General features: G+C 51.8%; 13 protein-coding genes. 6 read left to right on the forward strand and 7 right to left on the reverse strand.

Annotated features, from left to right (window positions below; translation table 11 throughout):
* Positions 1–195: 195 nt before the first annotated feature.
* Positions 196–1,071, reverse strand: a complete 876-nt coding sequence (locus ABDW36_RS01070; RefSeq protein ID WP_343700032.1) for a c-type cytochrome — start codon at positions 1,069–1,071, stop codon at positions 196–198.
* Between the two features lie 95 nt (positions 1,072–1,166).
* Here ABDW36_RS01070 and ABDW36_RS01075 point away from each other — a divergent pair, with 95 nt between their 5' ends.
* Positions 1,167–1,679: an AraC family transcriptional regulator gene (locus ABDW36_RS01075; RefSeq protein ID WP_343700033.1), complete on the forward strand. Its 513-nt coding sequence runs from the start codon at positions 1,167–1,169 to the stop codon at positions 1,677–1,679.
* Positions 1,680–1,896: 217 nt separating this feature from the next.
* On the opposite strand, the gene ABDW36_RS01080 is transcribed toward ABDW36_RS01075, so the two are convergent.
* From ABDW36_RS01080 to ABDW36_RS01105, 6 genes are all read right to left on the reverse strand, one after another.
* Positions 1,897–3,525 carry an NADP-dependent glyceraldehyde-3-phosphate dehydrogenase gene (locus tag ABDW36_RS01080; RefSeq protein WP_343700034.1) on the reverse strand — a complete coding sequence of 543 codons (1,629 nt, stop codon included), beginning with the start codon at positions 3,523–3,525 and terminating at the stop codon, positions 1,897–1,899.
* Between the two features lie 301 nt (positions 3,526–3,826).
* Positions 3,827–4,969 (reverse strand): acyl-CoA dehydrogenase family protein, encoded by a 1,143-nt coding sequence (locus ABDW36_RS01085; RefSeq protein WP_343700035.1) that lies wholly within the window; start codon positions 4,967–4,969, stop codon positions 3,827–3,829.
* Positions 4,970–4,985: 16 nt separating this feature from the next.
* The gene (locus tag ABDW36_RS01090) at positions 4,986–5,864 is read right to left on the reverse strand and encodes a helix-hairpin-helix domain-containing protein (protein ID WP_343700036.1); all 879 of its coding nucleotides are present in this window, start codon (positions 5,862–5,864) and stop codon (positions 4,986–4,988) included.
* Positions 5,865–5,977: 113 nt separating this feature from the next.
* On the reverse strand, positions 5,978–6,739 hold the full coding sequence (locus ABDW36_RS01095) for an MBL fold metallo-hydrolase (protein ID WP_343700037.1): 762 nt from the start codon (positions 6,737–6,739) through the stop codon (positions 5,978–5,980).
* Between the two features lie 9 nt (positions 6,740–6,748).
* Positions 6,749–7,075 carry a hypothetical protein gene (locus ABDW36_RS01100; protein WP_343700038.1) on the reverse strand — a complete coding sequence of 109 codons (327 nt, stop codon included), beginning with the start codon at positions 7,073–7,075 and terminating at the stop codon, positions 6,749–6,751.
* Positions 7,076–7,096: 21 nt separating this feature from the next.
* Positions 7,097–8,650, reverse strand: a complete 1,554-nt coding sequence (locus ABDW36_RS01105) for a response regulator (RefSeq protein ID WP_343700039.1) — start codon at positions 8,648–8,650, stop codon at positions 7,097–7,099.
* A gap of 188 nt (positions 8,651–8,838) precedes the next feature.
* Between ABDW36_RS01105 and ABDW36_RS01110 the strand changes: the two genes are divergently transcribed.
* The 5 genes from ABDW36_RS01110 (at position 8,839) to ABDW36_RS01130 (ending at position 14,098) form a co-directional block, all read left to right on the forward strand.
* Positions 8,839–10,065: an HD domain-containing protein gene (locus ABDW36_RS01110; protein ID WP_343700040.1), complete on the forward strand. Its 1,227-nt coding sequence runs from the start codon at positions 8,839–8,841 to the stop codon at positions 10,063–10,065.
* 91 nt (positions 10,066–10,156) lie between these two features.
* On the forward strand, positions 10,157–11,215 hold the full coding sequence (gene lpxD, locus ABDW36_RS01115; RefSeq protein WP_343700041.1) for a UDP-3-O-(3-hydroxymyristoyl)glucosamine N-acyltransferase: 1,059 nt from the start codon (positions 10,157–10,159) through the stop codon (positions 11,213–11,215).
* Positions 11,216–11,276: 61 nt separating this feature from the next.
* Entirely contained in the window at positions 11,277–12,689 is a 1,413-nt protein-coding gene (locus ABDW36_RS01120; protein WP_343701694.1) for a bifunctional UDP-3-O-[3-hydroxymyristoyl] N-acetylglucosamine deacetylase/3-hydroxyacyl-ACP dehydratase, read from the forward strand.
* 4 nt (positions 12,690–12,693) lie between these two features.
* Positions 12,694–13,494 carry an acyl-ACP--UDP-N-acetylglucosamine O-acyltransferase gene (gene lpxA, locus ABDW36_RS01125; RefSeq protein WP_119078163.1) on the forward strand — a complete coding sequence of 267 codons (801 nt, stop codon included), beginning with the start codon at positions 12,694–12,696 and terminating at the stop codon, positions 13,492–13,494.
* The gene (locus tag ABDW36_RS01130) at positions 13,478–14,098 is read left to right on the forward strand and encodes an ATP-binding cassette domain-containing protein (RefSeq protein WP_343700042.1); all 621 of its coding nucleotides are present in this window, start codon (positions 13,478–13,480) and stop codon (positions 14,096–14,098) included. The genes lpxA and ABDW36_RS01130 overlap by 17 nt, the downstream gene beginning before the upstream one ends.
* Positions 14,099–14,107: the final 9 nt, after the last annotated feature.

The raw sequence follows: 14,107 nt of genomic DNA on the forward strand, positions 1-14,107 counted from the left end.
AAATTCCTGAAAAAAGCGATCACTAACAATAACATCATTTATATTTTAGGAAAGAGGCGCGCCTTATGGTAGCGCCTCTTCGGTTTTACAATATATCCGGCCGGGCTGTGCGGCCCCGCGGTGCTTATATGACGGCCGCCGCATGGTACCACCCCTATGCAGGAAAATTTCTTTTCCTGCAATCCTCCGCCATGGTTATAAAGTTTTAAGGTAGAGGTAGATGGCTTCCAGCTCGCCGTCTGTGTACTGGCTGGTCATTTTCCAGGGCATGTCTTCATTCTTCAGCTGCCGCCCGTCCGGCGTTTTGCCGGTACGCAGCGCCGTTACAAATTCCGGCATGCTCCACTTGCCTATATTGCCTGTGCTGGTGATGTCACGCACGGGCGTACCACCGGGAATGGGGCTGTCTCCTCCTTTGAGGCTGGGGCTATGGCAACCTGTGCAAGACATGGAGAGGTACTGTCCATATTCAACGGATACCGTTTTTTCCACCCGGGCCGGAGATTTAAAGCTGTGATCAATTTTATCTGCCGGTATCAGCGGAAGTTTATCCAGACCCGATAATACAGTGCCCAACGGGCCAAGCGTGGCAGCGGGCACTTCATGGTCAACTGGAGGAAGAGATTTAAGATAAGCCACCAGGCTTGAGATATCATGGTCAGACATTTTATAATATTCATAAGAAGGCATTACCAGCAGGGGCCTTGAATCTTGCCGGAGGCCGTGACGCAGTGCCAGCAGCCACTCCCGGTCTCCATAACCAGCCGGCCGGCCGCCTTTGCCGGTGGTCAGGTTAGTGCCCGAAATAGCGCCGATCATCTTGTCTTGTAAAAAAAATTTTCCTGCCCCATTGTCTCCATGGCAGTCTCCACAGCCCTTGGTGGCGTAAATATGCGCTCCCTCCGCTATGGTGGCTGAATCTGAGGGAATTTCCAGCATCCGTACTTCTACGTTGTAGGTTTTGCCTTTTTTGTTATTCACATAAATATGCATAACAAAATAAAATATAAGAAGGGCGCCGATGAGGGTGGCAATAATGCCGCCTGTCCATTTCAGTATTTTCCGCAACATGTTTGTGATTATTTTTATGCCGCAAAGTTATTCCGCCGCCTGCCCCCAACAGGTACGACAAACGGATAAACATATACGAAAAACGGATTTACGACATGACCCCAAAAACAACTACGCATGCGATGCAGGCCATCGCCAACCACGCATTTTTTGCAGACAATGCCAGCTTTTACGATGCTGCGTACCAGGAGGAAACCGACTGCTGGGACCCGCTGCAGGCGCTGATGCACTTCCAGGTACAGGCCGTACCGGCACAACACATTCCCGCCGCTGACCTGCAACGGCTGCAACAGGTGAAGGATTACCTGCGGGAATCTTTCCTGAGCCCGGAGCTCAGCCTGTACGGGCTTTGCAGGAAATTTGGGCTGAACGAGTTCAAGCTGAAAAAAGGCTTCAAGCAACTGTTTGGCAACACGGTATTTGGTTACGTGCAGGAAATGAAAATGAAAACGGCCCGGCAGTTTTTAGCCGAGAGGAAAATGAATGTGAATGAGGTGGCAGATTACCTGGGCTACAGCACGCCTAATCATTTTTCTGCCGCTTTCAAAAAAATGTACGGTCACAAGCCTTCTCAGCTCATGGAGTTTGGGGGAGGTACCCAAAACTAAAACCGCCCCGAATGAGGCGGCTTTACTTTGGAGTAGAAATTTTCTCGATCTTTCTGTTTTGTGTTTAAGGTTGATAAATTGGTAAGGAAAGTAATTAACCCAAATTTAACTTTCTGTTTACAATTTTCCATCACACTTATGTGTATTTATAAAAAAAAATTGAGAAAATGAAACGCTGGCCTGCTAAGTTTTAGCAGGCCAGCGCATTTACAATTGGTTAAAAAATATACTTTGTTGAAAGAAAGTTGGAAGTCTGCTCGCTGACAATCTGGTTAATGAGCGCTTTGTTCTCGTCCGTTTGTTTGGTAGCCACGAGTGAGCGGATGGAGAAGGCCCGCAGCGCGTCAAAAACGGAAAGGGTGGCTTCTGCGGAATCTTTTCTGCCGGTAAAGGGGAAGATATCCGGGCCGCGTTGGCATTGGCAGTTGATGTTCACCCGGCTTACCTGGTTCACCAGCGGGTCTATGAGAGAAGCCAGCTCCGCCGCATCGTTGGTGAAAAGGCTTACCTGCTGGCCGTGGTCAGACGCGATCAGGTAGTCAATGGGCGTTTCCACGCTGTCATACGGCAACACGGGTATTACCGGCCCAAATTGTTCCTCCCGGTACAATTTCATCTTTTCATTTACAGGATACACCAGTGCAGGATACACAAAAGACGCATTTGCAGCCCCGCCATTCGCGTTAATCACCTTTGCCCCATGAGCAACCGCGTCCGCCACGCAGCTCTGCAAATAGCCCGGTTTCTGAGGCTCCGGCAGCGGGGTGAGGAATACGTCTTTTTCCCAGGGCATTCCGAATTTCAGGCGGCCCACCGCTTCTGCGAACTTGCTGAGGAAAGCGTCCGCAACGCTGCGGTGCACAAAAATTATCTTGATGGCCGTGCATCGCTGCCCGTTGAAAGAAAGCGAGCCCAGCACACATTCTTTTACCGCCAGGTCTATATCCGCCTTGTCTGTCACAATGGCCGCGTTCTTGGCATCCAGGCCCAGTATGGCGCGGAGGCGGTTTACTTTCGGATGCATTTTTTTCAGCTGGTTGGCCACCTTGCTGGAGCCTATCAGGGTGAGCACATTGATCTTGCCTGACTCCATCAGCGGCCCGATGATGACGTTGCCGCGGCCGTAAATGGTGTTGACCACGCCCGGAGGGAAACATTCCCTGAATGCTTCCAGCAGCGGGTAATGCAACAACGTGCCGTGCTTGGGCGGTTTGAACAGCAGGGTATTACCCATGATCAGTGCCGGTATGAGCGTGGTGAACGTTTCATTGAGGGGATAGTTGAAAGGCCCCATACACAGCACCACGCCCAGCGGCGAGCGGCGTATCTGGCCTATGATGCCCTGCTCAATGGCAAAGCCGGAAGACTTGCGGTCAAGGTCTTTCAGCGCGTCAATAGTGGCGTGAATATATTCTACCGTGCGGTCAAATTCCTTCACGGAATCAGCCCATGATTTGCCAATTTCCCACATGATCAGTTGCACCACCTCCTGCTTTTTCGCGATCATTTTGCCCGTAAACTTTTCTACGCAGGCAATGCGCTCCGCTACAGACATGGTGGGCCATTCCCCGCGCCCGTTGCGGTAAGCGCGGATGGCGGCATCCAGGGAGGCCATGGCCTCTTCTTCACCGCACAGGGGGTAGGAGCCTATTACCTTTCGCTCCAGGCCGTTTTCAGTTTTAATACAGATGGGAGACAATACGGTGTGTACATCTCCGCTCCAGCTTTTCATAACACCGTCGGAAAGGTATTCCCGCTGATGAACTTCGGCCGGCAGGGCATACTCCGCGGGGATGGCGGAGGCTGCCGGGAAAAGATTGCTTAATTGTTCTTCGAAAGTGGTCATATGTAGTGGAAGTGTTAAGCGTATTGCTGATGATTAATAAGTAAGGAATTGATTGAAATCCAGGCTGCCACCTAAAATTGCAATCGTTTGCAAAAATACACCGGATTATTCAAGCAGCAGATACTATTTTAACCTGTCATGCACCCGGTTTTCCTTCGCTTCTCCTTCGCTTCACCTTCGCTTCTCGTTCGCTTGAGGTTCGCCCAAAGCCTTATGTGAAAATAGTATCACCAGAGCATACAAAGGGCCGGCATAAAAGTAAAGTCTACTTTTTAGCCGGCCCTGTTTTATTGACCACATTTTATTTCTTCAGCGCTTCACGCGCAATCACTATTTTCTGAATTTCGGAAGTGCCTTCGCCTATTGTACAAAGTTTGGCGTCACGATAGTATTTTTCCACGGGGAAGTCTTTCGTATATCCATAACCTCCGAAAATCTGCACCGCGTCATCCGCTGTTCTGACCGCTACCTCTGATGCGTAATATTTGGCCATAGCGGCTTGCTGCGTCATGGGCAAATGTTTGTTCTTCATGTCTGCGGCCTGCATGGTAAGCAGCTCCGCCGCGGTAATGTTGGTGTGCATATCCGCCAGCTTGAAGGAAACGCCCTGGAAACTGGCAATGGGCTTGTCAAACTGATGGCGTTCCTGCGAGTATTTCAATGCCGCATCGTAAGCGCCTTTGGCAATGCCCAGGGAGAGCGCGGCAATGGAAATACGCCCGCCGTCCAGCACTTTCATAGACTGGATGAAACCTTCCCCTTCTTCCCCGATGAGGTTTTCTGCGGGTATGCGGCAGTTGTCAAAGATCATTTCCGCGGTTTCCGAGGCCCGCATGCCCAGTTTATTCTCTTTTTTGCCCCCGCTGAAACCGGGCGTGCCCCTTTCTACAATAAACGCGCTCATGCCACGGCTGTCCCGCAGCTCCCCGGTGCGGGCAATTACCACGGCCACGTCTCCGCTTTTGCCGTGGGTGATCCAGCATTTGGTACCGTTGATCACCCATTCATTGCCTTCCTTTCGGGCGGTGCATTTCATGTTCATGGCGTCGGAGCCGGTATTGGGCTCCGTAAGGCCCCAGGCCCCTATCCATTCTGCAGTGGCCAGTTTGGGCAAATATTTCTGTTTTTGTGCTTCATTACCGAATTGGAGAATGTGCCCCGTGCAGAGGGAGTTATGGGCGGCCAGGCTAAGGCCGATGGCGCCGCAAAAGCGCGCTACCTCGCTGATCACCGTCACGTATTCCAGGTAACCCAGGCCTGAGCCCCCGTAGTTTTCCGGCACCAGTACGCCCATTAGCCCCAGCTCTCCCATTTTTTTGAATAGTTCCAAAGGAAAGGTCTGCGTTTCATCCCACTCCAGCACGTGGGGCTGGATGTGCGTTTTGCCAAAATCCCTGATAACCTGCGCTATTTGCAATTGCATATCCGTTGGCTGAAAGTTCATAACCGGAAATTTTGATTTAATTGGCCACTAAGTATTTTTCAAGTTTACGATAAATGGAGTCATTCACCAAAGCAATGCCTTTCAGCTCTTCAGGGTGCCTGAAAGGCCCGTGGTTACTGCGATACCGTACTATTAACCGGGCCAGTTTCGTGTTGATGTATGGATGTTGGGCCAAAGATTTTTCATCTGTCTGGTTCAGGTCGGTCTTTCTTAGAGAAACCGCACCCATCACCAGCATCCCTTGAATTTTTTTAAATACGCTGTCTGCCAGCCCCCATGTTTCACCCACCTGCGCCATCTCATAAAAGCCGCCCAGCCGCTCCCTGAACCGCATGATGCGCCCTGCCAGCACCGGCCCAATACCAGGCAGGCTTTCCCAGGCGGCGCTGTCTGCCTGGTTGATGTCAATCACGCGGCCGGGCATATTTCTTTTGTAAGCGGTATAACCCTTGTCTCTACTGAATGGTGATGCCCGGTAATTACCGCCGGTGGGCTGCCTGCTCCAATCTGCGCCTGTCCGGCGCTGCCCGTTAAACACATAGGCGCGGCCTGCGCTATCGCCTCCATAAGCCACCCTTCGTCCGCTGCCGCCATCGCGCCCCAACCTTCCATTCCTCCCCTCCAACCAGTTCGCGCCGGGCCTTCCACCGCGCTCAAGGCCCTGCTGCCGGCCATACACAAAAGTCTTCCGCGCAGCACTGTCTGCCATCAACGCCTCCACGGCCAGTACCGCCGCCCGGAAACCGGCCGTATCACTCATCATCTTGTTTGTTTGAAAAAAAGCCCAGCCGGCGGGGAAACATTCCGCCATCACTATCAGGGCCAACAGGAAAGCAATACCCATGCGCTCCTTTCGGGAAAAATCAAAGTAGTCCTTTACGATCTTATGCGGCACAAACAATGGTTTTGGTCTACGCCAAATTTCGTCAAAGTTCCGCTATGCCTGTAAAAAAGAGGTGACTAAATAGAGTACTGCGGGTGCTATATTTTTTCAGGGTGTTTATGCGCCTATACTTCCACCACCAGCCCGTCATACGCCAGCGCCGTGCCTGACGGCAAACCGGGCTCCACCTCCGCATGCAAGCCCAGCTGGTGACTGATATGCGTAAAGTACACCTGTGGCACTTCCAGCTCCTGGCCCAGTTCCAGCGCTTCATCCAGCGTGAAGTGGGAAATGTGCTTCTCCCGGCGCAGGGCGTTCAGCACCAGTACCTTTGAGCCCCTGATCTTTTCTTTCTCTTCGGGGGCAATATAGTTAGCGTCTGTGATGTAGGTGAAGTCGTTAAAACGGAAACCCAGCACCGGCATTTTGTGATGCAAAACGTTGATGGGCGTAAATTTCAGGCCATTGATCAAAAACGGGTCATCCATAATAGTGCGCAGGTTCAGCTCCGGAATGCCGGGGTATTTGAAATCCGCAAAAGCATAGGAAAACTCGCGCATGATCACGTTCTGGGAATAGTCTGACGCGTAAATATCAATGGGGCGCTGCTGAAAATAATTAAAGGCCCTGATATCGTCCATACCGGCTATATGGTCTTTATGGGAATGCGTGATCACCACGGCTTCCAGCGTTTTTACACCGGCCCGCAGCATCTGGTACCGGAAGTCAGGCGTAGTGTCTACCACAATGTTGCCGGCGTCTGAACTGATGAGAATGCTGCTCCGCAGCCGCTTGTCACGCGGGTCTGCAGAGGCGCATACTTTGCAGGGGCAAGCTATAACGGGTACGCCCTGTGAAGTGCCTGTTCCAAGGAATGTTACTTTCAAAGCGTGTGGTTAAGCAGGTGTTTCTGTTGACGGATTTTCTTCTTCGCCCCCCGGGGTCTTTTCAGCGGTATCCCGGCTGTCTATCACCTGGCGGTAAAGCTTCTGGGATTCCGGTGTCAGGAAACCCTCTTCCAGCGCAATAGACGGCAGTATGTCCATCAGGGTATTGATCCGCCCCTCCACGTTCAGGAACTTGTTGATCACCACTACTTTCTTGTGCTCCAGCACACAGTAGCCGGAGTTGAAGGTGCCTTTTTCGTACCGCAGAATATACTTCGCCTCTTCAAAGATCTTTTCCAGCTTCGCCAGGTTGGCGGGGGTACTTTTCAGGTTCATGATGTCTTCTTTTAAAATCCGCTATTTGCTCACCATCCGGGCCACCGGAACAATCATTTCCTCCATGGAAATGCCGCCGTGCTGGAAGGTATTGCGGTAATAGTTCACGAAATAATTATAATTGTTGGGATAGCAAAGATACCCGTCTTCGCGGGCAAAGATATAAGAAGAATTGACATTTGGCTTGGGCAGCCCTGCTTCCCGGGGATCCCGGAAGGCCAGCACCTCTTTGGGGTCATAGTTGAGATTGCGCCCGTGCTTGTACCGCAGGTTGGTGGTGGTCTGCTTGTCACCTATCACTTTCACAGGTGTTTTTACCCGTACGCTCCCATGGTCCGTGGCCACTATCAGGTTGATCTTTTTGTCTGCCACCTTCCGCAGGGCCTGGTGCAGGTGGGAGTGCTCAAACCAGCTGGCCGTAATGGAGCGGTAGGAAATTTCATCGCCCGCCAGCTCTTTCAGCACCTCCATTTCCGTGCGGGCATGGCTCAGCATGTCCACAAAATTATAAACGATCACGTTCAGCGGGTAATCCAGCATATTATGCATGTTGTTCACCAGGTGCTGCCCGTCTGCATGGTTGATCACTTTTGTATAGGAAAAGCGCGTATCCATTTTCAGCCGCTGCAGCTGGGCCGCAAAAAAATGCTCCTCGTAGAGGTTTTTGCCGCCCTGCTCATCGTCATTCTTCCACTCTTCCGGGAACTTTGCCTCGATCTCCGCGGGCAGCATGCCTGCGAAGATAGCGTTGCGGCTGTATTGCGTAGAGGTAGGCAGAATGCTGTAAAAGGTATCTTCCTCCACCATCCGGAAAGATTCCCCGAATATGGGCTGTATGGTCTTCCACTGATCGTACCGGAGGTTATCTATCAGGATGAAGAAATTGGGCAGAGAGGGGTCCATCAGCGGCACCACCTTGTCCCGGAAGAGCGTGTGGCTCATGATGGGTGCGTCATCGTTCCGCGGCTGCATCCAGCTGCCGTAGTGGCGGCTGATGAACTTGGCAAACTCCGTATTGGCCTCTGCCTTCTGGGAATGCAGCACCTCCAGCATCTCCGGGCTGTCGCTCTTGCTCATTTCCATTTCCCAGTACACGAGCTTTTTATAGATATCCGCCCATTCCGCATGGTTGGGGTTGTCATTCAGCGCCATGAAGAGGGAGCGGAACTGCTGCTGGTAGGCCGTGGTGGTCTTTTCCGCCACCAGCCGCTTGTTGTCTATGATCTTTTTGAGGGAAAGCAGCACCTGGTTGGGGTTTACCGGCTTGATCAGGTAATCCGTGATCTGCGAGCCGATGGCTTCGTCCATCACGTTTTCCGCCTCGTTTTTGGTGATCATCACCACCGGCACCTGCTGGTTGGTTTCCCGGATGCGGGTCAGCGTTTCCAGGCCGGTTATGCCAGGCATGGACTCGTCCAGCAGCACTACGTCTACAATATTATCTTTCAGAAATTCCAGCGCATCATACCCGTTGGTGAGCGCTGATACTTTATAGCCTTTATTTTCAAGAAAAATGATCTGCGATTTAAGGGAGTCGATCTCGTCATCTACCCAAAGTATGTTGATTTGCGTCATGAATTTTTTTTGGACTGCTTTAAAATTACCTAAATCCGGCAAAAATCGTTCCTCCAAAATATATGAAACTCTAATAATTCGTTAAATTATGGGGGTTTGCCGCTCACGGCGCGTCATTACACCGGCTTACCGGGTAAAAGTTAGGGGCAAAGCCGTAGATTTGTAGAGACAGATATTAAAAAATCCGAATGACTGACCGCAAACGAAAGATTGTAAATGACCCCGTTCACGGGTTTATTACTATCGATCATCCATTGATTTTCAATCTCATATCACATCCGTACTACCAGCGGCTGCGCCGTATTCACCAGATGGCGCTGGCGCACACGGTGTACCCCGGGGCCATGCACACCCGTTTCCACCACAGCATGGGCGCTTACCATTTGATGAGCTGCGCCCTGCAGGAGCTGCGGGGCAAAGGGGTGGTGATCACGGAGGAGGAGGATGTGGCGGCAAGAATGGCCATATTATTGCATGACATAGGGCACGGGCCTTACTCCCACGCGCTGGAGCATAGCCTGGTGGAGGGGGTTTCCCACGAAGAGATCTCGCAGCTGCTGATGCAGACCCTTAACCGGGAAATGAACGGCATGCTGGACCTGACGCTGGAAATTTTCAACGGCCGGTACCATAAACAGTTCCTTCACCAGCTGGTTTCCAGCCAGCTGGACGTAGACAGGATGGATTACCTCAGCCGTGACAGCTTTTACACCGGGGTGTCTGAAGGTGTGATCAGCTATGACCGCATCATCAAAATGCTCACGGTACACGAAGGAGAGCTGATGGTGGAGGAAAAAGGGATCTATTCCATTGAGAAGTTCATTGTAGCCCGCAGGCTGATGTACTGGCAGGTTTACCTGCATAAAACGGTGCTGGCCGCGGAAAACATGCTGGTAAAAGTGCTGCACCGGGCCAAACACCTGGCTTTGGGAGGTGCGGAGCTGTTTGCCTCGCCCGCCCTGCAGTATTTTTTATATAACCGCATCGGAAGGGGGGAATTTGAGGAAGACGAAGAATGCCTTTTCCAATTTTGCCAACTGGACGATTATGACGTAATGGGGGCCATCAAGGTATGGACGCAGCACCCTGACAAGGTGCTGAGCCTGCTTTGCCAATGGCTCGTAAACCGCCGGCTTTTCAAGGTCACCCTCGGCAATGAGCCGTCTGACCCGGAGCTGGTGGCCAACCTGAAAGAAAAAGTGAAAAAAAGATGGGAGCTGACAGACGGGGAGGCGGATTATTTCGTATTTACGGATACCGCCAGCCTCAGGGCATATGACGCCAGCGACGAAAAGATCAATATTTTATTCAAGGATGGCACCGTGAGGGATATTTCTTCTATCGACAATGCCCTTGTATCGCATACTTTGGCAAGACCGATAAAAAAATTCTACATTTGTCATCCAAAAATCTAGGCTAACAACGTTTTATACGGGCGCAACATGTTAGAGAATACATTCATATTATCCGGAGTGGGCCTGGAGGGTAACATTTCAATTATTAATTATGCAATTTAGCGCATTACAGCTGGCTACCATATTGAACGGGAAGCTGGAGGGGGACCCGGAAGTGAAAGTGCACAATATCGCCAAGATTGAGGAAGCGGGAGACGGCATGTTGAGCTTCATAGCCAATCCCAAATACGAAGAGTTCCTGTATTCCACGCAGGCCTCCATCCTGATCGTGAATGATTCGCTGGTGATAGAGCGGCCCATCAAGCCTACCCTCATCCGTGTAAAAGACGCCTATAGCGCTTTTGCCCAGTTATTGGAGCAATACCAGAAAATGGTGGGCGCAGGGGCCAAAACAGGCATCCAGCAGCCCTCCCACGTGCCCGCCTCCGTTAAAATGGGCAAAGGCGCGTTTATTGGCGCATTTGCGTACCTGGGAGAGAACGTGGTGCTGGGAGATAATGTAAAGATATACCCCGGCGTATACCTGGGAGATAATGTGAAAATAGGCGATGGTACCGTGCTTTACCCCGGCGTGAAGCTGTATGATAACAGCGTGGTGGGCAAACGCGTCATACTCCATGCCGGTTGTGTAATTGGCGGAGACGGCTTCGGCTTTGCCCCCCAGGCAGACGGCACGTATAAAAAGGTACCGCAGGTGGGCAACGTAGTGATACATGATGATGTGGAAATTGGCGCCAACACCACTATAGACAGGGCTACTATGGGCTCTACCGTGATCCATGCCGGCGTGAAGCTGGATAACCTGATACAGATCGCCCATAACGTGGAAATAGGCAACAACACCGTCATTGCCGCCCAGTCAGGCGTTTCCGGCAGCACCAAGATCGGGAAAAACTGCGTGATAGGCGGGCAGGTAGGCATTGTAGGCCACATCCAGATTGCCGACGGCACCAAGATCAACGCCCAGAGCGGCTTGTCCAAATCTATCACCACGCCCAATACCGCTTTAACCGGTTCTCCCGCCTATGATTATAAAAGTTCCTTAAAAAGTCAGGCAATTTTTAGAAATTTGCCGGACTTGGAAAAAAGGGTGAAAGAACTGGAAGAGATGGTGAAACAGCTGTTGGCCGAAAAAGCCCTTCTCCGCTGAGGTATAACTGGAGGAAAGATCAAGAAGGATTTTAAACGCAATTGAATACGAAGCTATAATGATGGAAAATCAGCAGTCGAACCAGCAGACCTTACAGGGTCCCGTGACCATTTCAGGAGTTGGTTTACACACAGGAGCACAGGTGAATATGACTCTCAAGCCGGCCATGCCCGGCTTTGGTATTAAATTCCAGCGCATAGACCTGCCGGATCAGCCAATTGTTAAAGCAGACGTGGATTATGTGGTAGATACCGCCCGCGGCACCACCCTGGAGCACAACGGCGCCCGCGTGAGCACCGTAGAGCACATCCTGGCCGCACTGGTGGGCATGGGCGTAGATAATGTGCTGATTGAGCTGAACGGCCCGGAAATTCCCATCATGGACGGCAGCTCCATTCCTTTCATAGAAATTATTGAAGAAGCCGGTATACAGGTGCAGGATGCCAAAAAGGTATATTATACCATAGATACCAACATTAATTACTACGATGAGGTGAAAAAGGTGGAAATGGTGGCTTTGCCCGCTGTAGACTACCGCATTACCGCCCTCATCGACTTCAACTCCCAGGTACTGGGCACCCAGCATGCCAACCTGAAGAGCATGAGCGATTTCAAGAAAGAAATTGCCCCCTGCCGCACCTTTGTGTTCCTGCATGAGCTGGAATACCTGCTGGCCAACAATCTTATCAAAGGCGGAGACATCAACAACGCCATTGTGGTGGTAGACCGCCCGGTAACAGACGAAGAGTTGAGCCGCCTGGCCAAGGCTTTTGACCGCGAAGAAATGAGCGTGCAGCAGCGGGAAGGCATCCTCAACAATGCCCAGCTCCATTTCCCCAACGAACCGGCCCGCCACAAGCTGCTGGACGTAGTGGGAGACCTGGCCCTCATTGGCGTGCCCATCAAGGCGCACATTATTGCCAACCGGCCCGGCCACGCCTCCAACGTGGAGTTTGCCCGCAAGATCAAACAGTACATCAAGAAGAACAAACATAACAGGGACGTACCCATTTACGATCCCACCCAACCGCCGGTATACGATATCAATCACATTGTACGCACCATGCCGCACCGTTACCCGATGCTGCTGGTAGACAAGATCATTGAGCTGAGCGATACCAGGGTGGTGGGCGTGAAGAACGTAACTTTCAATGAACAGATCTTCCAGGGCCACTTTCCCGGTAACCCGGTAATGCCCGGCGTGCTGATCTGTGAGGCGCTGGCCCAGGTGGGCGGCATTCTTGCGCTGAACCCTATGCCGGACCCTGAAAACTATGACACCTACTTCCTGAAGATCGATAATTGTAAATTCAAACAGAAAGTAATGCCCGGTGATACCATGATCTTGAAGATGGAGCTGTTGAGCCCCATCCGCCGGGGCCTGGTGGAGATGAGAGGTACAGCTTTCGTTGGCAACAAGGTGTGCGCTGAGGCCGACATGGTTGCCCAAATTGTAAAACGCGAAGGAAAATAACAGCATGATTCATCCGCTCACATACATCCACCCGGACGCTAAAGTTGCGCCCAATGTAAAAATCGATCCGTTCACCGTTATCCATAAAAATGTTGAGATCGGGGAAGGCACCTGGATTGGTTCTAACGTAACCATCATGGAAGGCGCCCGCATCGGCAAAAACTGCCGCATCTTTCCCGGCGCCGTTATTTCCGCTATTCCGCAAGACCTCAAGTTTGAAGGCGAGGATACCATTGTGGAAATCGGCAACAACACCACCGTTCGCGAATACGTGACCATCAACCGCGGTACCAAAGACCGGCTGAAGACCTCCATCGGCAACAACTGCCTGATCATGGCCTACAGCCACATTGCGCATGACTGTATTGTGGGCAACAACTGCGTGTTTTCCAACAACACCACCCTGGCGGGGCATATTACCGTGGGAGATCACGTTGTGCTGGCCGGCATGGTGGCCGTGCAGCAGTTCTGCAAAATAGGCAACCACGCCTTTGTGACCGGCGGCTCGCTGGTGCGGAAAGACGTGCCTCCCTATGTGAAAGCGGCGCGCGAACCCCTCTCCTACGTGGGCGTAAACTCCGTGGGCCTCAAACGCCGCGGCTTCACCCTGGAAAAGATCAACCACATCCTGGACATTTACCGCATCATTTTCGTTAAAGGCAACAATATTTCCAAAGCCATCCGTATCATAGAAGCCGAATTCCCGGCCACGGACGAAAGAGACGAGATCCTCTCCTTCATCCGCGATTCCGGCCGCGGCATCATGAGAGGATACAGCACCAGGGCGAATGACGATCTCGCTTAACCAGGTAGGCAAGCGGTTCAACTACGACTGGATATTCCGTCGTTTTTCCTATACGTTCAGCGGTACAGGCCACTACGCCATACTGGGGCCCAATGGTTCCGGCAAGTCCACCCTGCTGCAGATCATCAGTGGCCATCACCACCACAGTGAAGGCGACGTACAGTACCTTTTCAACGAACAGACACTCCCGGCAGACCATTTCTTCCAGCATTGCGCCATTGTAGCCCCTTACCTGGAGCTGGTGGAAGAATTCAGCCTGCAGGAGTGTTTCGAATTTCACCTCCATTTCAAATCTTTCCTCCCCGGCTACCAGCCACGCGAAATAGCCGCCCTGGTGGGCCTTGAAAAGGCCTGGAAAAAACAGGTGCGCAACTTCTCCTCCGGAATGAAACAGCGGGCAAGACTGGCGCTCGCCATTTTTTCAGACGTGCCCGTGCTGCTGCTGGACGAGCCCTGCACCAATCTTGACGCGGCAGGCATTGCCCTTTACCAGCAGCTGGTAAAAGAGCACTGCAATAACCGCCTGGTGATTGTCAGCTCTAACGATGAGGCTGAATACGGCTTTTGCCGGGAGCATATCCGCATCAGTGATTATAAACAGTAATTATTGTTA

Source organism: Chitinophaga sp. (genome assembly GCF_039596455.1).
In the GTDB taxonomy this organism is placed as follows: Bacteria; Bacteroidota; Bacteroidia; order Chitinophagales; family Chitinophagaceae; genus Chitinophaga.